Origin of the sequence: Sulfitobacter sp. AS92, from assembly GCF_038900015.1 — a bacterium.
Classification (GTDB): domain Bacteria; phylum Pseudomonadota; class Alphaproteobacteria; order Rhodobacterales; family Rhodobacteraceae; genus Sulfitobacter.
On the sequence record NZ_JBBMQL010000004.1, the window covers coordinates 222,296 to 242,756 of the forward strand.

A 20,461-nucleotide genomic window follows, 5' to 3' on the forward strand; every position below is an offset into this window, starting at 1 on the left:
GAGGCATCCGCCCTCCACCAGCCCGCAAGGTTTCCCACGATGAGCACAAGACTGGCCACAGGCGGCCGCCTGCTGAACAAAAGCAAACCGCTGAGTTTCACCTTTAACGGCAAGCAAATGCGCGGCTATGAGGGCGACACGCTGGCCTCGGCCCTGCTGGCCAACGATCAGGTGCTGGTTGGGCGCTCGTTCAAATACCACCGGCCGCGCGGGATCGTGACCTCAGGCCCGGAAGAGCCCAACGGCTTGGTGGGTCTCGGCCAAGAGGGGCATTTTGAGCCCAATGCCCGTGTCACCACCACCGAGTTGTTTGAAGGGCTGGAGGCCGCCAGCCAGAACCACTGGCCGAGCCTTGAGTTCGACGTGGGCGCGCTCAACAAACACCTCAGCCGCTTTCTGCCCGCCGGGTTCTACTACAAAACGTTCATGCATCCGCGCCCGCTATGGAAGCACCTCTATGAGCCGATCATCCGCCATTCCGCAGGCTTGGGCAAAGCGCCAAAGGCGCCGGATGCGGATACCTATGAGCATTTTCACGCCTTCTGCGATGTGCTGGTCATTGGCGGCGGGGTTGCGGGGCTGCAGGCCGCACTGGCAGCGGGACTTAGCGGTGCGCGGGTCATCGTGATGGAGCAATCGACCCATTGGGGCGGGCGTGCGCCGGTTGACGGCGGCACGGTCGACGGCGCGTCGGTTGAGACGTGGATTGCTGCAACCCTCGACCGCCTGCGCGGCATGGAGAATGTCGACCTGCGCGACCGAACCATGGGCGCGGGTGTTTACGACCACGGTTATGTCTTGGGCTATGAGAGGCTGCGCGATCATGCGCCCGACGCCCTCGGCCCGCGCCACCGCCTTTGGCGCGTGCGCGCAGGTCATGTGATCACCGCGACCGGCGCAATCGAGCGCCCGCTGAGCTTTGCTGGCAATGACGTGCCCGGTGTGATGCTGGCCTCGGCCATGCGCGACTATGTGGCCAATTTCGGTGTTTCGCCGGGGGATCGCACCGTTCTGGTAACGAATAATGACAACGCCTATCTGACCGCCATTGCGCTGAAACAGGCGGGGCTTGAGGTACCTGCCGTGCTTGATGCGCGTGTGCTGCCACAAGACAGTGAACTGGTGGCGCAGGCCAAGGCGCTCGGCATTCGGGTGGTCATGGGGCAGGGGATCTCCTCGGTTCTAGGCGGCAAGCGGGTGACGGGCGTGGCTGTCTGTTCGCAGGCCGGAGAGGGCGCTGTGCTGGAAGAGATCGCATGCGACGCGGTCGCCATGTCGGGTGGCTGGTCGCCGGTGGTGCACCTGTGGTCCCATTGCGGCGGCAAGCTGACGTGGGATACGACCCATGCCTGCTTCCGCCCCAATCAGGACCATCCACCAACCGGCGCTGACGGCCATGGTTTCGTCACGCCCGCCGGAGCCGCGGCTGGGGTGTTCCCGTTGGATGACGTGCTGCATGACGCGCATGCCGCCGCCGACGGGGTGGCCACGTCGCTTGGTTTCAAACTGCCCCGCGATTTCACCTCGCCTGAGGCTACGCGCCGCGAAGAGGCGCCGATGATGCCGGTCTGGCAGATGCCACAGGGCGCCAGTGTGAAACTGCGCGAAAAGACCTTTCTCGATTACCAGAACGACGTGAAAGTCTCGGACGTGCGGCTGGCTGCGCAGGAGGGGTTCGTTTCGGTCGAACATGCCAAACGCTATACCACGCTTGGCATGGCGACGGATCAGGGCAAGCTTAGCAATATCAATGGGTTGGCCACGTTGGCGGGGGCGCTGGACGCCGAGATCCCCAGCGTTGGCACCACCACCTTCCGACCGCCTTATCACCCGATTTCAATGGGCGCGATTGCGGGCGCGGCGCGGGGCGATACTTTCCAGCCGATCCGCCGCACGCCGCTGCACGACTGGCACGAAAGCAACGGCGCGATCTGGGAGCCGGTCGGCCAATGGCGGCGGCCCTATGCCTATGTGCAAAGCGGCGAAAGCACCCATGACGCGGTGATGCGCGAGGTCACCAACACACGCAAAAACCTCGGGCTGCTCGATGCTTCGACACTGGGCAAACTGATCGTGCGCGGCCCGGATGCGGGGCGCTTCCTCGACATGCTTTACACCAATATGATGTCGACGCTGAAACCCGGCAAATGCCGTTATGGGCTGATGTGCAATGAAAACGGCTTCTTGATCGACGACGGCGTGGTCGCGCGGTTGGATGAACAGACCTTCCTCTGCCACACCACCACCGGCGGGGCCGACAGCATCCATGCCCATATGGAAGAATGTCTTCAGACGGAGTGGTGGGACTGGAAAGTGCATGTGGTGAACGCCACCGAACATTATGCGCAAGTTGCCGTGGTCGGTCCTAACGCACGAAAATGTCTTGAGAAACTCGGCGGGATGGACCTGAGCCGTGAGGCGCTTGGCTTCATGGAATGGACCGACGGTGAGCTCGGCGGCTTCAAGGTGCGCGTCTTCCGTATCTCTTTCTCGGGCGAGCTGAGCTATGAGATCGCGGTCGAGGCCGGGCAGGGGCATGCCTTCTGGGACGCCTTGCTGATCGCTGGACATGACTTGGGGGTGATGCCCTATGGCACGGAATGTCTGCATATTCTGCGCGCCGAAAAGGGGTTCATCATGATCGGGGATGAAACCGACGGCACGGTGATCCCCCAAGACCTTGGCCTCAACTGGGCGATCTCGAAAAAGAAGGATGACTACCTTGGCAAACGCGCGCAGGAGCGCAGCCATATGCAGGATCCGACCCGCTGGAAGCTCGTGGGGCTTGAAACGACCGATGGGAGCACCCTGTCGGACGGGGCCTACGCACTTGGCGACGGGGAGAATGAGAACGGGCAGAAAGTGGTGCAGGGGCGCGTGACCTCAACCTATCATTCGCCGACGCTTGATCGCGGCATTGCCATGGGGCTGGTGCTCAACGGGCCGGATCGTATGGGCGAGGTGCTTACCTTCCCCGGCACGGATGGCAAAACCTATGAGGCTAGAATCGTCGACCCGGTATTTTACGACCCCAAAGGGGAGAAGCAGAATGTCTGAAGCCGTTACCGCCTTGAAAAACGCGCGCTATGACGCTGGAATTGCAACGATTTCCGAGATTGGCCCCTTGGGGATGATCACCATTCGCGGCGATCTGGACGCGGCCTTTCTGCGCAAGGTTGTTAAAAAGGTCACCGGTGTTGAGCGCCCCGACCGCGGCGAGTGCAGCACCGGAGGCGAGGCCGGGGTTGCTTGGATGTCGCCGGATGAATTGTTGTTGATGTGCCCCCACGCGCAGGTGCCTGAGGTGCTGGCGCGGCTCCATGCAGCGTTTGAGGATACCCATACGCTGGCCGTCGATGTCTCCGGGGCGCGGGCGGCCTTTCGTATCGAAGGCCCTCATGCCCGCGAGGTGTTGGCCAAGCTCGCGCCGGTTGATCTTGCGCCCGCGACATTCACCCCCGGCATGTTCCGCCGTACGCGCATTGGTCAGGTGCCCGCCGCCTTTTGGCTGCTTGAAGACGGTGCCTTTCAGGTGGTCTGCTTCCGCTCTGTCGCGCAATATATGTTCGACCAGCTTAAGGTGGCAGCACAGCCCGGCAGCGAAGTCGGGCATTTCGGTGCCGGATAAACCGGGGGAAAGTCTGACAAATTCGCTCGGAACAGATATGATTTGCAGACGTTGATCTTGACGTTGCTGCTTGATGCACATCAAGTGGCCGCAGCGAAATTCCAAAATGAGGAGGCCCCCGAAATGGCTTTTCAACTTCCCGATCTTCCCTATGCCCACGACGCGCTTGCTTCTAAAGGCATGTCCAAGGAAACGCTGGAATACCACCACGACAAGCACCACAACGCCTATGTGACCAACGGTAACAAGGCGATCGAAGGCACCGAGTGGGAGGGCAAGACCCTCGAAGAGATCATCAAAGGCACCTATGACGCGAATGCGGTCGCCCAGAATGGCATCTTCAACAACATCAGCCAGCTGTGGAACCACAACCAGTTCTGGGAAATGATGACCCCGAACGACAGCAAAATGCCCGGTGAGCTGGAAAAAGCGATCACCGAGAGCTTTGGTTCGGTCGACAAGTTTAAGGACGAGTTCAAAGCCGCAGGCGCGGGCCAGTTCGGCTCTGGCTGGGCATGGCTGGTGAAGGCCAAGGACGGCGGCCTGAAGGTCACCAAGACCGAAAACGGCGTGAACCCCGTTTGCTTTGATCAGACTGCGCTGCTGGGTTGTGACGTGTGGGAGCACTCCTACTACATCGATTTCCGCAACGCGCGCCCTGACTACCTGACGAACTTCCTCGACAATCTTGTGAACTGGGAAAACGTCGCATCGCGCCTGTGATTTGACGAACGCAGCCTCTAGGTTGCAGTAAACCAAGACTAAAACCCCGCAGTCCAGCTGCGGGGTTTTTCGTTGGAACCCAAGGCACTCCAGAACTGTTTTCCTACTGAGACTTCACGTCATAAGGAGGACAAAATGGCCGAGCGAAAACGATCCAACGACGGCAGCAAAGAAACCGATAAGTTCCTTTCTGACACCGATACACCAGATCAAGGCGGCCGCGCCGGTGGGGGGCTACAAAAGGACGTAGGCACTCAAGACGCTCTGCGACGCGCCGAAAAGGGTGAAGACGGCGTAACCCGCGTCACTGGCGAAGATAAGCGCAACCACGGAGAGCCTTCATGACCAAACTTAGCCAAGACACTTGGGTGTTGATCGCGGATGGCCAAAAGGCCCTATTTCTGCAAAATCATACCGACGGAGATGACCCTTACCTTCAGGTCGTGCGGAAAGAAGAGCAGGAAAACCCCCCCACCAGAGAACAGGCCGCCAACCGCCCTGGACGGATGAGCGATGGGCCAAGCGGTCACCGCTCAGCTTTCGATGATACAGATTGGCATGAGTTGGAAAAAGAGCGCTTTGCCAAAGACTTGTCGGACATTCTTTACAAGCTCGCACATAAGGGCAGCTATGACCGCATCGTACTGGTTGCCCCACCTGCGGTGCTGGGTGAGTTGCGCGACAACCTCCACAAAGAAGTGCAGAGCAAGGTTGTAGGCGAAATCCCCAAGACCCTGACCAACCACCCCATTGATGAGATCGAAAAGATCGTCGCTGGGGAACTGGCAGACGCCTGACTTTACCCTTGGCGCGGGAATTGATTGCCGTCACAACTAGGCAATCTACCGCGCCAAGGATTCCCAATGACCGACACCACCAAAGGTATCGCCGCTATGATCGCGGCTTGTTCCATTTGGGGGCTGTCATCTATTTTCTACAAATTGCTATCCCACGTGCCCGCCGCCGAAGTGCTGGCGCATCGTACCCTGTGGTCGCTCGTGTTTTTCGTGATCTTGCTGACCGTACAAGGGCGCCTTCGCGCGGTATTCGACGCGATGACCGGGCTACGGGCGTTTGGTCTGCTGGCCTTCGCGGCTTTGATGATCGCGACGAATTGGTATCTGTTCATTTCGGCAGTGCAAAGCGGACAGGCGACGGAGGCCGCCTTGGGCTATTACATTTTCCCGCTGGTATCCGTGCTGCTGGGGCGTTTGGTCTATGCTGAGCGGCTGAGCCTTGTGCAGCTATTCGCTGTGGGTTTGGTGTCTGTGGCGGTTTCGGTGCTTACCTATGGACTGGGCACCGCGCCGTGGCTCGCCTTGGCACTCGCGGCCTCCTTCGGGCTTTATGGGCTCGCGAAAAAACGGTTGGCGGTGGGGCCGGTGGTCTCTGTCACGGCGGAGGTCTTGCTTTTGTCCCCGCTTGCGGTCCTCGTGCTGTGGCAAACGGGTGACAATGGGGCCGGCGCCTTTGGCGTGTCTTTTCGCGATACGGCGCTCTTGATGCTGGCTGGTCCGATCACGGCGACACCGTTGATCTTGTTCAGCTACGCCGCGCGGCGGCTGTCGATGGCGACCGCCGGGCTGCTAAGCTACATCAACCCAACCTTGCAGTTTTTCTGCGCCGTGGTCCTATTCCAAGAGCCGTTCACCAGCTGGCATGTCCAAGCCTTCGTACTGATTTGGTGCGCCTTGGCGCTCTACTCTGTCAGCACGTTCCGTCAAGACAAAGCGCGGCGCAGGGCGGTGAGGGCCGCATCGGCATCCGCGACGACGGTGATGTAATCCAACAGGGTCGCATCGGCAAAACCATGGGCCACGACGTGGTTCATCAGTGACATGAAGGGATCCCAGTAGCCGTTTGTGTTTACAAGGAAAATTGGTTTTTCATGCAGGCCCAGCTGGCGCCATGTCAGCACTTCGAAAAGCTCATCTAGTGATCCCGCACCGCCGGGCAAAACCGCCACGGCATCGCAGTTCATGAACATGACTTTTTTGCGCTCATGCATCGTCTCGGTCACGATGTAGCGGGTTAGATCGGTCTTGCCGACCTCCCATGCCACGAGATGCGCGGGTATCACGCCAAAGGTGTCGCCGCCCGCTGCTTGCGCCGCACGCGCGACACTGCCCATGAGGCCCACATCGCCCGCCCCGTAGACCAGCCGCAGCCCGGCTTCGGCCAGACCCCGGCCAAGTGCTTCGGCATCTTGGGTGAATGCATCGTCATCGCCGGGGCGGGAGCCGCAATAGACACAGACAGAATGTTGCATGGTAAAGTGTCCTGATGATTTGGAAAAATCGGCGCAGATGGTCTGCGCTTTTGACCCCTGTTAGCCTGCTTGCTAAAAAGGCTCAACCACAGGGGAAGTAGAAGATGTTAAAGGGACTTGGCCGATTTGGCGGCATGGGGGCGATGGCGGCGGGCGCTTTTGCGGCGGCAGTGCTCGCACTTGGGGCGTGGATCGGCAGCAAACGTGCCGGGCCGGAAGACGCGCCGCAAAGCGCCGTGGCCGTGGTCCCTGAACGTGATGCCACGCCGGAAAATGCCACCCTTGCGCCAAATGCCGTGCAGGGCGTTTCCGTCGGGCCCGAAGGCGCGGCAGCGACGGAGCCTGAAGCCCCGGTTGAAACCGCTGAGGTGGCCCCGACCCCCCAAGCGCCCACCTTTGACGAAGTGCGTCGCGAAAGCGACGGGATGACCGTGATCGCAGGCCGCGCGGCGCCCGGCAGCACTGTCCTCGTGCTGAAAGACGGCGAAGAGATCGCCAGCGCCACCGCCGATGGGTCGGGTAAGTTTGCCACCCTCGCGATGGTTCCACCAAGTGAGACGGGCCATGTGTTGACCCTTTTGGGTCAGGACGGTGAAAACAAGATCGCGTCGGAAGAGGAAATCATTCTTACGCCGACGGCTGTCCCAGATGCGCCGGTAGAGTTGGCTCAGGCAGATACCGCGCCGGAGCAAAGCCCGCTTAATCTTGTGGAGGAGGCTGCTGACCCTGGTGCACAGAGCGAGAGTGCCGCACCTATGTCGGCTGAGGCTGAGGGCGCGCCCGAAACGCCAGACGCGACACCGCTTGCTGGGACTGGCACGGCTGCAGAGCAGGGCGCGGATGCAGCCCCGTCAGAGGAGACCCGCGGTTCAGATGGTCCTGCCGAGGCGTCAGCGGCGACTAATAGCGAGGCTATGTTGTCCGACACAGCGCCTGAGCCGGCGACCCCGCTCGCAGGAACTGCAGCCTCGGTGCCGCAGAATGCTGAGGCTGAAAGTCAGCCGGGTACAACCACTGCTGCAACGCCACTTGCTGATACCGGTACCGCTCAAGTCGAAAATTCCGCAGCGGCGGGGCAGGCCGCTCCGACGAGCGAGGCGGGCCAGACCATCGGTGCGAGCGATCCGGCGCAAACCACGCCCTTGGCCGGCACCGGGACCGATGTGCCAGATGCCTCCACGTCCGCAGAGCAGACCCGCTCCGCTGAGGAAGGGGGCGCGTCTGATACCGAAACCGATCCGGCGCAAACTACGCCCTTGGCCGGCACCGGGACCGACGTGCCAGATGCCTCCACGTCCGCAGAGCAGACCCGCGCCGCTGAGGAAGGGGGCGCGTCTGATACCGAAACCGATCCGGCGCAGGCTACGCCGCTATCCGGCACCGGGACAACCGACAGTCCCGCGCCGACAGGGCAGAACCCAGATGGTGACGCGGCTGAAGGGCTTGCGGGTGCAGCTGCTCAGACCCAAGCCACGCCGTTGGCTGAGATGGGAACTGCGGAGCCAGAAGCATCTTCAAATGCAGAACCATCCGGCCAAGCAACGCTGACACCTGATACTACCACCGTCCCCGAGAACACGGCGCCAGCCTTCGAAAACCCATCCGCGCCAGAAACCGCACCAACCCGACCTCCCGCGCCGGCCCCGGTGCTGAAATCCACCGCCGACGGGGTGGAGCGGCTCGACACCGCGCCACCGCAAGTCATGACCAATGTGGCGCTCGACACTATCGGCTATTCCGATCAGGGGGACGTGCAACTCGCAGGCCGCGCGCAACCGGATACCAGCGAAGTGCGCGTCTATCTAAACAATAACGCGGTGATCAGCCTGCCGGTCGATCAAGAAGGCCGTTGGCGGGGCGATCTGCCCAATATTGATGAGGGCGTCTATACCCTGCGGGTGGATGAGCTTTCCCGTGCGGGCGATGTGACCAGCCGGGTGGAGACCCCGTTCAAGCGCGAATCCCCCGAGGTGCTGGCAGCCGCCACGGAGGGGCAGACCGGGCCGCTGAACGCAGTGACAGTCCAGAAAGGCGATACGCTCTGGGCGATCTCGCGTGACCGCTACGGCGATCCCTTGCTCTACGTTAAGGTGTTCGAGGCCAACAGCGCCAACATCGGCGACCCCGATCTGATCTACCCCGGACAGGTCTTTGACCTGCCCGAAGAGCCCGCTTCGGAGTGATCGACGCCTGACTTCAGCGACCGAAACCGTGGCGGCATTCGCAGCGCGCAGAGCCGCTGTGCGCCGCCCCCCACTGGCAACCCTTGGCTTTGGAGCCTATGTAGCCTGTAATCACTTCAGGAATTCCCATGCCAGCCGATACAGACCAAACGCCCGCCGCGCGTCGGCGCGACCGCAAAACCCCTAAGCCTGACCGCATCCCCACAGAGGCCGAAATGATCGACGCCGCCGAGCGCCAGTCGGGCTTTTTGGTGCTGCGCAAGGTGGCACCCTACCTTTGGCCCAAGGATATGCCTTGGGTGAAGCGCCGGGTGATCTTGGCCATGTTGGCGCTTTTGGTGTCGAAACTGATCATCGTCGCCACGCCGTTCTTCTACCGCGACGCGGTGGATGCATTGGCAGGCGAGGGCGCGCCGATGCTGGCACTTGGGGCCATTGGTCTAACCGTTGCTTATGGCATGGCGCGGCTGATGGGCGTGGGCTTTCAACAGGTGCGCGATGCGGTCTTCGCCCGTGTCGGACAGCGCGCCCTGCGGATGTTGGCGCTTGAGACCTTTCAGCACATCCACAAACTGTCGATGCGCTACCACATCACCCGCAAGACCGGGGGCTTGAGCCGGATCATTGAGCGCGGGGTCAAGGGTGTCGACTTTCTGCTGCGCTTCTTGCTCTTCTCCATCGGGCCGCTGATCCTTGAGTTGATCCTTGTCGGTGTGATCCTCGCCGTTTTGTTCGACATTTGGTATCTGGTGGTCGTGACCGTGACCATCGCGATCTATGTCTGGTTCACTTTTGCCGTCACCGAATGGCGCGTCCGCCTGCGGCGGCAGATGAACGACAGCGACACCGAAGCCAACCAACGCGCGATCGACAGTCTGCTGAACTATGAGACAGTGAAGTATTTTGGTGCCGAGGGCCGCGAGGCCGCGCGCTATGACTTGGCGATGGCCGACTATGAAAACGCGGCGATCAAGACGAACTATTCGCTCGCGTTCCTGAACTTCGGCCAAGCGTTAATCATCACTGCGGGGCTTATCGGCGTCATGGTGATGGCGGCGATGGGCGTGCAAAGCGGTGAACTCAGCGTCGGTGATTTTGTCATGGTCAACTCTTACATGATCCAGCTGACCGTGCCGCTGAACTTCCTTGGCACCGTTTATCGCGAGATCCGTCAGGCGCTGGTGGATATGGGGCAAATGTTTGGCCTGCTCGAACAACCGGCTGAGATTGACGACAAACCCAATGCGCCAGACCTTAAAGTCACAGGCGGCCATGTGTCGTTGGAAAACGTGCGCTTTGCCTATGACACCGACCGGGAAATCCTCAAAGGCGTCTCGCTTGAGGCGCGCCCGGGGGAGACTGTGGCGATCGTCGGCTCGACTGGGTCTGGCAAATCCACCATCGGGCGGCTTTTGTTCCGTTTCTATGACGTGGCGGGCGGTGCGCTGAAGATCGACGGCCAAGACGTGCGCGATGTGACCCAACATTCGCTGCATATGGCGATTGGTGTGGTGCCGCAGGATACGGTGCTCTTTAACGATACCATCGGCTACAATATCGCCTATGGCCGCGATGGGGCCACGCAGGCGGAGGTCGAGGAAGCCGCCCGTGCGGCGCAGATCCATGACTTCATCATGACGCTGCCGCTGGGGTACGAGACCACAGTTGGCGAACGCGGGCTGAAACTCTCGGGCGGTGAGAAACAGCGCGTGGGCATCGCGCGGACGTTGTTGAAAGACCCGCCCATTCTGCTGCTGGATGAGGCGACAAGCGCGCTCGACAGTGAGACGGAGCATGAGATCCAAGACGCGCTGCGCCGCGCAGGCCAAGGGCGCACGGTGCTGACCATCGCCCACCGTCTGTCGACCATCGCAGAGGCGGATCGCATCGTTGTGCTGGAAAAGGGCGAGATTATCGAACAGGGCAGCCACGAGGTGCTCTTGGCCAAAGGCGGGCGCTATTCCCAGCTTTGGCAGCGCCAGCAAGCGGAAGAAGAGCAGATATAACGCAAACCCCGCCCCCTGTTATGGCAGGCGGGCGGGGCATTGCCGCCGATAGCGTTTTTCAGTCTGATCTGCTCTTGCGTTGTGCCAAGCGGCACACGATATCTACCGCCATGACCGATATCCCCACCTCTTCGCAACAGTCGCTGCGCGCCCGCGCGGCGCGGCTGGCTGACCGCCCCTCGTTCCAGAACTTCATTCTGGCCGTGATTCTTTTTAATGCCGTGATCTTGGGGCTTGAGACCTCGGACGAGGTAATGGCTCAGGCGGGCCCGTTGATCCTGCTGCTCGACAAAGTATGCCTCAGCATTTTCGTCATTGAGATCGCGATCAAGCTCTACGGCCGGGGGATGGATTTTTTCAAACGCGGCTGGAGCATTTTTGACTTTGTCATTGTCGCCATCTCGCTGATCCCGGCCACTCAAGGCCTTAGCGTTCTGCGTGCCCTGCGCATCCTGCGCCTGTTGCGGGTCGTCTCCGTCGCCCCCTCGCTGCGCCGCGTGGTTGAGGGGCTGGTCAACGCTCTGCCGGGCATGGGGTCGGTTTTCCTACTGATGGGGGTGATCTTTTACATCGCGTCCGTGATGGCCACCAAACTTTTTGGCACCGACTTCCCGCAGTGGTTCGGCACGCTGAGCCGGTCGGGCTATTCGCTGTTTCAGATCATGACGCTAGAGTCTTGGTCCATGGGCATCGTCCGCCCGGTCATGGAAATTTATCCCTACGCTTGGATGTTCTTTGTGCCCTTCATCATGGTCACGACATTTGCGGTTGTGAACCTTTTAGTCGGCCTGATCGTCAACTCGATGCAAGACGCCCATCACGAGGAAAGCAACGAGCAAACCAACACCTACCGCGATGAGGTGATGTCGCGCCTGACCGATCTGGAAAACCTGATCAAAGCGCAGAATACCCCGCCCAAACGCTGAGGTCCGGGCGGGGGAGAGGGGTTACTCTTCGTTAACCGCCTTGGCAGTGAGGTTATCTAGCGCCTCGGTCATCTTGGTAATATATTCCGCCTCTTCCGGCAGTCCGTGGGCCGTTACCAGTGTTTCAGGGTCGGCATAGGTCACATGCACGGCCCCTTCGCCATCGGCATAGACCAGCACGCGCAACGGTAGATCAAGCCCGGCTGTCTGGGCGTCCTGCATCGCGGGCGTGCCAAGTTTTGGGTTACCGAAGATCAAAAGCTGCGTCGGGCGGAGCTCCATCTCGACCTTTTCGGCCCCAGCGGCGTGATCGACGCGGGCAAACACTTCGGCCCCGGCCTCTTCCACAGCGCTTTCCAGCCGGTCCATCGTGGTCACCACGTCATGGGGTGAGACCTTGGCCACCAAATCCTGCGCCAAGGCTGGCGCCGCTGCCATTAAAACACCTGCCGCCATTGCAATCGCTCTCATCATTGTCTCCTTTCGTTGCATCCTGACCCTGACCTAGCGTGACGTTGCCCCGCGCCAAGCGATCATCAGAGGGCGCGCGTAAGTTCGCTGGGTCTTGGCTTGGCTGGCCACGCGCGGTAAGAGGGGCAAAATCAGGCCGGGGGCAGGGCGCGATGAGCGATACCGACAGTTTTATTGACGAAGTGAACGAAGAAGTCCGCCGCGACCGGCTTTATGGCCTGCTGCGCCGCTATGGCTGGATCGCCGTGGTCGCTGTGGTTGCCATTGTCGGTGGTGCCGCGTGGAACGAATACAGCAAGGCACAAGAGCGCGCGCAGGCCGAAGCCTTGGGTGATGCGATGCTCGGAGCATTGGAAGCTGATGCCAGCAACGCCCGCGCAGAAGCGCTTGCCCCGATAGAGGCCGAAGGCCCCGGTGCCCGTGCCGTGCTGAATTTCATGCGCGCCGATGCGCTGGCCGAGGCGGGTGAAACCGACGCTGCGGTGGAACAGCTCGACGCCATCGCGCTCGACGGCGAACTTGCGCCGATCTACCGCCAGCTTGCTCAGTTTAAAGCCGTGACGCTACAGGGCCAGTCGGTGCCGGTGGCTGAACGGCGTCAAGCCCTCGAAGCGCTCGCACAGCCCGGCGCGGCCCTGCGTCTGCTGGCCGAAGAACAACTGGCCCTGATCGACATTCAAGAAGGCGAGACCGACAAAGCCGTCGGGCGTTACCAATCCATTCTTTCCGATGCAGAAACCACCCCGGACTTGCAACAACGCGCCCTTCAGGTGATTGTGGCTTTGGGTAAGGAACCGGAGCTTGATGGTGCCGCCGCTGAGGCTGAACTTGATATCCCAGAAACAACGGGTAACTGACACATCTTTACCGCCCAAAATGGGCTGAGACGTGAAGGTTGAGGAACGACAAGAAGTGAGCAGGTCCATGACAAAGCATCGCGAAATCAACCTCGGGCATCCGGGGCTGCGTCGTCTGGGTGTGGCGGGTGCCGTAGGCGCCGCACTACTGCTAAGTGCCTGCGAAGATAAGCAGACCTATCTTCCCGGCAAACGCGAAGATGTGCGCGCTGTGTTGCAGAACCCCGGACCGCAAGACCTTGCTCTAGCAGCAGTAGACGGTCCGGTGCCCGCGAACACCAGCCGCGCCATTGCTCTGGGTGGCACGGTAAACAACGCCAATTGGACCCATAGCATTGGCACCGCGTCGACGCGCGTCAGCCACCCGGCGTTGCGCAGCACGCTGCAGCCCGTGTGGAGCGCAAAGATCGGTGCCGGCGACAGCCGCAAGCAGCGTATCACTGCCGACCCGGTGGTCGCAGGCGGGCGTATCTTTACCCTTGATGCAGGTGCTCAGGTCACGGCGACCGCGACCTCTGGTCAAACCATATGGACCCGCGATCTTACCCCTTCTTCTGACCGTCAGGGTCAAGCCACCGGTGGCGGGCTCGCTGTGGATGGTGAGACACTTTATGTCTCCATCGGTTTCGGCGTTCTGGCCGCATTGGATGTGACAACCGGCGGTGTGCGCTGGACCCAAGACCTTAACGCCACAGGCTCTGGCACCCCGACCGTTTCGGGCGATCTCGTCTATCTCACGGCCGGAGATGACACTGGCTGGGCGCTCAATAAAACCGATGGCCGTATCCAATGGCAAACCGGCGCGACCACCAGCCTCAGCAACGTATTGGGCGCACCCGCACCCGCCGTAACGAGTGATCTGGCGATCTTTGCTTTTGGATCGGGCGAGGTGCAGGGGCTCTTCCGCCAAGGCGGTCTTGAGCGGTGGTCGACCTCGGTCCTAGGCAAGCGCGTAGGTCGGGCATTAAGTTTTGTCGGTGACGTGACCAGCGCGCCGGTGATCTCGGGCGGGACGGTCTATGTGGGGAACCATTCGGGCCGATTGGCGGCGCTGGACGTGAACAGCGGTGACCGCAAATGGGTCGCGCGGGATGGGGCGATTGGCCCGGTCTGGCCCGCAGGCGATTCTGTCTTTGCGGTGACCGATCTGAACGAACTTGTGCGGCTTGATGCCAGCACCGGACGCCGCATCTGGGGCACGCCTTTGCCGAATTTCGTCAAAGACAAGCCAAAGAAGCAATCCGAAGTCGTCGCGCATTATGGTCCGATCATCGCCGGAGGGCGTGTCATCGTCGCCTCCAATGATGGCGTATTGCGCAGCTTTAACCCCACCAATGGCGGCCTGACGGGCACCACTCAAATCCCCGGCGGCGCGACCACAGCGCCCGTTGTGGCGGGCGGTACGCTTTATGTCGTGTCCACCAAGGGGCAATTGCACGCTTTCCGTTAGGCCGCAAATAGGCTAAGGCGCGTGTCTGAAGTGGCCCAACCGGGGCCCGGAGCCTGAATTATGTCCTTTACCCTTGCCATCGTGGGCCGTCCGAATGTCGGTAAATCCACGCTGTTCAACCGCCTTGTCGGCAAACGTCTTGCGCTGGTCGATGACCAGCCCGGCGTGACCCGTGACCTGCGCGAAGGTGCTGCCAAGCTGGCCGACCTGCGTTTTACCGTGATCGACACGGCCGGTCTTGAGGAAGTCACCGACGACAGTCTGCAGGGCCGCATGCGCCGTCTGACCGAACGCGCGGTTGATATGGCTGACATTTGCCTGTTCATGATCGACGCCCGCGTCGGCGTGACCCCATCCGACATGGTGTTCGCTGAGATCCTGCGTAAGAAATCCGCGCATGTGATCCTTGCGGGCAACAAGGCCGAGGGCAAAGCCGCTGATGCGGGTATGATCGAAGCCTATTCGCTGGGTCTGGGCGAGCCGATCCGCCTGTCCGCCGAGCATGGCGAAGGGTTGAACGACCTTTATTCCATGCTCATGCCGCTGGCCGATGAATACGAAGACCGCGCCGTGCAGGACGCGCCTGAAACAGACGTGGACCTGCCCGACGATGACGCCGATCTTGAGGCCGAAACCGTTCCCATGCCGACCCGCGCCAAACCGCTGCAGGTTGCCGTGGTGGGCCGCCCCAATGCGGGCAAGTCGACGCTGATCAACCAAATTCTGGGCGAGGACCGTTTGTTGACTGGCCCCGAGGCCGGGATCACCCGCGATGCGATCTCGCTGATGACCGAATGGGCCGGGCCGGACGGCGATCCGGTGCCGATGCGTATCTTCGATACCGCAGGGATGCGGAAAAAGGCGAAGATTCAGGAAAAGCTTGAGAAGCTTAGCGTCAGTGATGGTCTGCGCGCGGTGAAATTTGCCGAAGTCGTAGTGGTGCTGCTGGACGCAGAGATTCCTTTCGAACAGCAGGATTTGCGTATTGCCGATCTTGCCGAGCGCGAAGGCCGCGCCGTGGTTGTCGCCGTCAATAAGTGGGACATCGAAGAGAACCGTCAGGACAAGCTGCGCGAGTTGAAGGAAAGCTTTGAGCGCCTTCTGCCACAGCTCCGAGGCGCGCCGCTGATCACCGTGAGCGCCAAAACGGGCAGGGGTCTAGATCGACTGCAAGCCGCGATCATGCGCGCCTATGAGGTCTGGAACCGCCGGATCACCACCGCACAGCTGAACCGCTGGCTTTCGGGCATGATGGAGGCGCACCCGCCCCCCGCGCCGCAGGGCAAACGCATCAAACTGCGTTACATGACCCAAGCCAAGACGCGCCCACCGGGTTTTGTGGTAATGTGTAGCCATCCTGACAAGGTGCCAGAGAGCTATTCGCGTTATCTGGTCAATGGGTTACGGGTGGACTTTGACATGCCCGGCACGCCGATCCGTCTGTGGATGCGCGGCCAGTCGGACGCCAACCCCTATAAGAACCGCAAGAAGGCCGCGCCTTCAAAGCTGCGCAAACACACGGCAGGGCGCCGCAAGGACTAACAACTGGGGCATTAGCCCCGCCGAAACGCCCGCAGGGTGGGCAGCGCCACCGCGACGCTGCCCCCAAGCGCCAGATAGGCGACCACGGGTGTTTCGCCCCAGTTGGTCACGATAACACCCACCAGCCCCCAGATTACCGCGATGCCGTAGGTCGGCGTGCGTCCCAATGCGGTCTGCACAATCGCCCCAATCGCGATCGCCAGCCCGACAAAGACTATGGCCGCGGTTTGCCCCTCAAGATAGCCATAGCCCGCCGCCAGCAACGCCAGTGAGACGCAAGACGCGGCAGAGAGCCAGCCAGCGTAGAGGCCCACCGGGGCGGCAGCCCAGAGCGGGTCTTCGACGGGGGCGAGGAACAGGGCGATCAACGCGGTTATCAGCATGATCCAGATGAGCACTGCCGCCCAGATTGGGCTCATGGTGGCCACCGCTAGCCATGTGGTGCCCACGGCCAGCGACAGGCACAGCGGCACGCGCATGTCATGCCACTGTGCGTCACGGGGTGCGCGCAACAGGCCGTAGGCCAAGCCGACGATCAGCCACAGATAGATCAGGCCCCAGATCGAAAAAGCATAGCCTGCGGGCTGTGCGGGCGGGTTCTCTTGCGGGACGGGGAACTGGTTGGGATCAAAGCCCGAAAAGCTGGGGACGAAGAACGGAGAGATCGCGAAGGCGATGCTGAGCAGCAGAGCGAGCGCTGCGATCAGGGTGCGGGATGATTTAGGCAAGCGGGGGCCTCGCGGGATTAGGTGTTGTGGTACATCTAATCTTAGAGCGTCGGGTGCTTTCGGCAACCAAGGGCCATCGCCAGCCCGTCGCACCAAGGGTGCGCCGATATATCGGCACGCCTCTGGCGTGCCGGGGCGGGCAGGTGATGGCCCGGCGCCTGCGGCTTGATTCCGGGCCGGGTGGGGGGCCTTGCCTTGCCCTTAGGCGAGCACACCTTCAGCGGTCAGCGTCGTCTTGCCCCCCAGATACCCTGCGAGCACTTCAGGCAGCTTGACCGACCCATCCGCCTGCTGGCCGTTCTCCAGCACCGCGATCAGGCAGCGCCCGACCGCCAGACCAGAGCCATTCAGCGTATGCACGAACTGCGGCTTGCCGCCACCTTCGGGCTTGAACCGCGCGTTCATGCGCCGCGCCTGAAAATCGCCGGTGGTTGAGACCGAGGAGATCTCGCGGTAGCAATTCTGCCCCGGCACCCAAGCTTCAATGTCATAGGTCCGGCGCGCGCCAAATCCCATGTCGCCGGTGCAGAGGATCACGGTGCGATAGGGCACGCCCAGTTTTTCCAAAATGCCCTCGGCACAGCCAACCATGCGCTGCTGCTCGGCGTCGCTTTCATCGGGGTGCGTGATCGATACCATCTCGACCTTCTCAAACTGGTGTTGGCGCAGCATGCCTGCAGTGTCGCGGCCCGCGCTGCCGGCCTCAGAGCGAAAGCAAAGCGTATGCGCGGTGAGACGGATCGGCAGGGCGCTTTGCTCAAGCGTGTCGCCGCCCACGGAATAGGTCAGCGGCACTTCGGAGGTCGGGACCAGCCACCAGCCGTTCGTGGTCTGATAGCTGTCCTCGCCGAATTTGGGCAGCTTATCGGTGCCGTACATCGCCTCGTCGCGCACCAGCACGGGGGTGTTGACCTCGGTCAGGCCGTTTTCATCAACATGAGTGTCGATCATGAACTGCGCCAACGCCCGGTGAATACGGGCCACGCCGCCTTTCAGCATGACAAAACGCGCGCCCGATGTCTTCGAGGCCGTCTCGAAATCCATGCCGGGTTTGACGCTTGCGATCTCGTAATGCTCAACCGGGGTGAAATCAAAGCTGGGTTTGTCGCCCCAGACCTTCACCTCGACGTTGTCATCCTCATCCGCGCCCTGCGGCACGTCATCGGCGGGGCTGTTGGGGATGCGGGCCAGCATGTCCGTCAGCTTTGCATCCAGATCCTGCGCCTCAGCATTCATCGCGGCCACTTCGGCCTTTTTGTCGCTGACCAGCGCGCGCAGGCGCTCAAACTCGGCCTCATCGCCTTTGGCTTTGGCAGCACCAACTTCCTTGCTGGCCTTGTTCTGCTCAGCTTTTGCCGTTTCAGCTGCAGCGATCTTGGCGCGGCGCGCGGCATCAAGGGACAGCACAGCTTCAGACATCGCAGCTTCGCCCCGGCGGGCAAGAGCGGCATCAAAAGCCTCGGGATTGTCGCGGATGGCGCGGATATCGTGCATATGTCTGTCCTCAAGATCGGGTGAGTCGGTTTAGCTGCGTTATGCCTCAAAGCGTGGCAGGGCGGTAGGGGCCGCAACCATGCGGCGATATGCGCCAGTCTGGGCCCATATAAACCATGGGGCTTTCCACCTTGCACCCGGCTGTTAGCGCGCTTAGGTTCTGGCCAAATTCTCAAGGCCCCTTAGGCGGCCCAATACCCATCGAAAAGGACGACCCCCATGGAAGGCATCCAGCAATTTGTGCCGCTGATCCTGATCTTCGCGATCATGTATTTTCTGCTCATCCGCCCACAGCAGAAGAAGGCGAAAGAACATCAGGCCATGGTTGCCGGTCTGCGCCGGGGTGATCAGGTCGTCACCCAAGGTGGGATCATTGGCAAAGTGGTCAAGGTCAAAGAAGACGGCGAAGTCGAAGTTGAAATCGCTGAAGGCGTAAAAGTGCGGGTGGTGCAGGCCACCATCGCGACCGTCGTTTCCAAGACCGAACCGGCGAAATAAACCCTACCCCGAGGCCGCAACCCAAAGGCGGAACTATGCTACAGATTGATCTGTGGAAGCGGATTGCCATTGTCCTGACCTGTTTGGCAGGACTTTGGCTCGCGCTTCCCAATGCCTTTTACGCTCCTGTCGAAAAGCACAATGACGCGGTTGCGGCCATTGACGTGCAGGGCAGCACGCCTGAGTTGGAAGCGCAGCGCGCGCTTTGGCCTGAGTGGATGCCCTCGGGGTTGGTGAACCTCGGCCTTGACCTGCGCGGCGGTGCGCATCTGCTGGCCGAAGTGCAACTCGCCGATGTCTATGCCTCGCGCATGGAAGCACAATGGCCCGAGGTCCGCGATGCTTTGCGCAGCCTGACCCCGGTCCGCCGTGAAGAAGCGCCAGCGGGCGAATTGCGGGTCCGTCTGAACGATCCGTCGAAAATGGCCGAGGCCTTGCAGATCACCCGCGATTTGGCCCGTCCTGTCACCACGGTGACCGGGGCAGGTGGCAGCGATATTGATGTCAGCGGCACGGATGGCACCATTAACATCACCCTGTCGGACGCCGAGAAACAGGCGACTGATGAACGTACGATGCAGCAGAGCCTTGAGATCGTGCGCCGCCGTATCGATGAGGTCGGTACCCGTGAGCCGACGATCCAGCGTCAGGGCGCTGACCGCATCTTGATCCAAGTGCCGGGCATTGGCTCCGCCGCTGAGTTGAAAGCGATCATTGGCACCACGGCGCAGCTGACCTTCAACCCGGTGGTCAACCGCGGCTCTAGTGAGAACGACAACCCCGGCATCGGCAACGCGATCCTGCCTGCGGCGGATGAAGAGGGCGTGTTCTACACCGTGGAAACCGCCCCCGTCGTCACCGGCGAGCAACTGGTCGACGCGCAGCCAAGCTTTGACCAAAACGGCGCGCCTGCCGTGTCCTTCCGCTTTGACACCTCTGGCGCGCGCAAATTTGGCGATTACACCGCTGATAACATCGGGTCGCCTTTTGCCATCGTGTTGGACAACGAAGTCATCAGCGCCCCCACCATTCAAAGCCATATCCCCGGCGGGTCGGGCATCATCACCGGGCGCTTCTCGGTTGAGGAAAGCACCAACCTTGCGGTGCTGTTGCGCGCCGGTGCCCTGCCTGCGGGGCTGAGCTTTGTCGAAGAGCGCACCATTGGGCCAGAGCTGGGCCAAGACAGCATCGACGCGGGCAAGATCGCCACGATGGTGGCCTTTGCCGCCGTGCTTTTCTTCATGTGGGCATCCTACGGCCTGTTCGGGTTCTTCGCCAATATCGCGCTGATCATCAACGTCGGGCTGATCTTTGGCCTGCTGAGCCTGATCGGGGCCACACTGACCCTTCCGGGCATCGCCGGGATCGTGCTGACAGTCGGCATGGCGGTCGACGCCAACGTGCTGATCTTTGAGCGTATCCGCGAAGAGCAACGCAACGCCAAGGGTGCCGCGCGGGCGATCTCGCTGGGCTATGAGCGCGCACTCAGCGCCATTTTGGATGCCAACATCACCACTTTCATTGTGGCGGTCATCCTCTTTGCCCTAGGCTCCGGCCCGGTGCGCGGCTTTGCCGTGACGCTTGGTCTTGGCATCGTCACATCGGTATTCACCGCCTATTTCGTCACCCGCTTGCTGGTGGTGATCTGGTTTGAACGCCGCCGTCCCAAGACAATCGAGGTTTGAC

Annotated in this window: 18 protein-coding genes; 14 read left to right on the top strand and 4 right to left on the bottom strand. The window is 61.3% G+C overall.

The features are described 5' to 3' along the window. Nucleotides 1-39: 39 nt before the first annotated feature. From WNY61_RS10100 to rarD, 6 genes are all read left to right on the top strand, one after another. A complete protein-coding gene (locus WNY61_RS10100) occupies nt 40-3,057 on the top strand; it encodes a sarcosine oxidase subunit alpha family protein (RefSeq protein ID WP_342851321.1) in 3,018 nt (1,005 codons plus the stop codon). After that, complete coding sequence (locus WNY61_RS10105) at nt 3,050-3,628, top strand: sarcosine oxidase subunit gamma family protein (RefSeq protein WP_342851322.1); 579 nt, start codon at nt 3,050-3,052, stop codon at nt 3,626-3,628. The genes WNY61_RS10100 and WNY61_RS10105 overlap by 8 nt, the downstream gene beginning before the upstream one ends. Nucleotides 3,629-3,751: 123 nt before the next feature. After that, nucleotides 3,752-4,351 (top strand): superoxide dismutase, encoded by a 600-nt coding sequence (locus tag WNY61_RS10110; RefSeq protein WP_342851323.1) that lies wholly within the window; start codon nt 3,752-3,754, stop codon nt 4,349-4,351. 135 nt (nt 4,352-4,486) lie between these two features. Further along, nucleotides 4,487-4,696: a hypothetical protein gene (locus WNY61_RS10115; protein WP_342851324.1), complete on the top strand. Its 210-nt coding sequence runs from the start codon at nt 4,487-4,489 to the stop codon at nt 4,694-4,696. Continuing rightward, the gene (locus WNY61_RS10120) at nt 4,693-5,148 is read left to right on the top strand and encodes a host attachment family protein (RefSeq protein WP_342851325.1); all 456 of its coding nucleotides are present in this window, start codon (nt 4,693-4,695) and stop codon (nt 5,146-5,148) included. Before WNY61_RS10115 ends, WNY61_RS10120 begins: the two co-directional genes overlap by 4 nt. 66 nt (nt 5,149-5,214) lie before the next feature. Continuing rightward, nucleotides 5,215-6,135, top strand: coding sequence for an EamA family transporter RarD (gene rarD / locus WNY61_RS10125; RefSeq protein ID WP_342851326.1), 921 nt, complete (start codon nt 5,215-5,217; stop codon nt 6,133-6,135). On the opposite strand, the gene WNY61_RS10130 is transcribed toward rarD, so the two are convergent. Continuing rightward, entirely contained in the window at nt 6,072-6,620 is a 549-nt protein-coding gene (locus tag WNY61_RS10130) for a TIGR00730 family Rossman fold protein (RefSeq protein WP_342851327.1), read from the bottom strand. The two genes, rarD and WNY61_RS10130, sit on opposite strands and share 64 nt — an antisense overlap. 104 nt (nt 6,621-6,724) lie before the next feature. Between WNY61_RS10130 and WNY61_RS10135 the strand changes: the two genes are divergently transcribed. The 3 genes from WNY61_RS10135 to WNY61_RS10145 all read left to right on the top strand — a co-directional run bounded on the left by WNY61_RS10135 (nt 6,725) and on the right by WNY61_RS10145 (nt 11,735). Further along, the gene (locus WNY61_RS10135) at nt 6,725-8,803 is read left to right on the top strand and encodes a LysM peptidoglycan-binding domain-containing protein (RefSeq protein ID WP_342851328.1); all 2,079 of its coding nucleotides are present in this window, start codon (nt 6,725-6,727) and stop codon (nt 8,801-8,803) included. Between the two features lie 215 nt (nt 8,804-9,018). Continuing rightward, a complete protein-coding gene (locus tag WNY61_RS10140; RefSeq protein ID WP_342851428.1) occupies nt 9,019-10,809 on the top strand; it encodes an ABC transporter ATP-binding protein/permease in 1,791 nt (596 codons plus the stop codon). Nucleotides 10,810-10,919: 110 nt separating this feature from the next. Next, on the top strand, nt 10,920-11,735 hold the full coding sequence (locus WNY61_RS10145; protein WP_342851329.1) for an ion transporter: 816 nt from the start codon (nt 10,920-10,922) through the stop codon (nt 11,733-11,735). A 21-nt stretch (nt 11,736-11,756) separates the two neighbouring features. Here WNY61_RS10145 and WNY61_RS10150 read toward each other — a convergent pair whose 3' ends face one another. Beyond that, nucleotides 11,757-12,209 carry a DUF302 domain-containing protein gene (locus WNY61_RS10150; RefSeq protein ID WP_342851330.1) on the bottom strand — a complete coding sequence of 151 codons (453 nt, stop codon included), beginning with the start codon at nt 12,207-12,209 and terminating at the stop codon, nt 11,757-11,759. Nucleotides 12,210-12,358: 149 nt separating this feature from the next. Here WNY61_RS10150 and WNY61_RS10155 point away from each other — a divergent pair, with 149 nt between their 5' ends. The 3 genes from WNY61_RS10155 (at nt 12,359) to der (ending at nt 16,055) form a co-directional block, all read left to right on the top strand. Continuing rightward, on the top strand, nt 12,359-13,063 hold the full coding sequence (locus WNY61_RS10155; RefSeq protein WP_342851331.1) for a hypothetical protein: 705 nt from the start codon (nt 12,359-12,361) through the stop codon (nt 13,061-13,063). Between the two features lie 67 nt (nt 13,064-13,130). Next, a complete protein-coding gene (locus WNY61_RS10160; RefSeq protein ID WP_342851332.1) occupies nt 13,131-14,513 on the top strand; it encodes a PQQ-binding-like beta-propeller repeat protein in 1,383 nt (460 codons plus the stop codon). Nucleotides 14,514-14,573: 60 nt separating this feature from the next. Beyond that, nucleotides 14,574-16,055, top strand: coding sequence for a ribosome biogenesis GTPase Der (gene der / locus WNY61_RS10165; RefSeq protein ID WP_342851333.1), 1,482 nt, complete (start codon nt 14,574-14,576; stop codon nt 16,053-16,055). Between the two features lie 11 nt (nt 16,056-16,066). Here the strand turns inward: der and WNY61_RS10170 are convergent, their stop codons facing one another. Together WNY61_RS10170 and serS are read right to left on the bottom strand one after the other, a co-directional pair. Then, a complete protein-coding gene (locus WNY61_RS10170; protein WP_342851334.1) occupies nt 16,067-16,783 on the bottom strand; it encodes a hypothetical protein in 717 nt (238 codons plus the stop codon). A 201-nt stretch (nt 16,784-16,984) separates the two neighbouring features. Then, nucleotides 16,985-18,277 carry a serine--tRNA ligase gene (gene serS / locus WNY61_RS10175; protein WP_342851335.1) on the bottom strand — a complete coding sequence of 431 codons (1,293 nt, stop codon included), beginning with the start codon at nt 18,275-18,277 and terminating at the stop codon, nt 16,985-16,987. 219 nt (nt 18,278-18,496) lie between these two features. On the opposite strand from serS, the gene yajC reads away from it, so the two are divergent. Together yajC and secD are read left to right on the top strand one after the other, a co-directional pair. Further along, complete coding sequence (gene yajC, locus WNY61_RS10180; RefSeq protein ID WP_007120154.1) at nt 18,497-18,775, top strand: preprotein translocase subunit YajC; 279 nt, start codon at nt 18,497-18,499, stop codon at nt 18,773-18,775. A 35-nt stretch (nt 18,776-18,810) separates the two neighbouring features. Continuing rightward, nucleotides 18,811-20,460, top strand: a complete 1,650-nt coding sequence (gene secD, locus WNY61_RS10185; RefSeq protein ID WP_342851336.1) for a protein translocase subunit SecD — start codon at nt 18,811-18,813, stop codon at nt 20,458-20,460. Nucleotide 20,461: the final 1 nt, after the last annotated feature.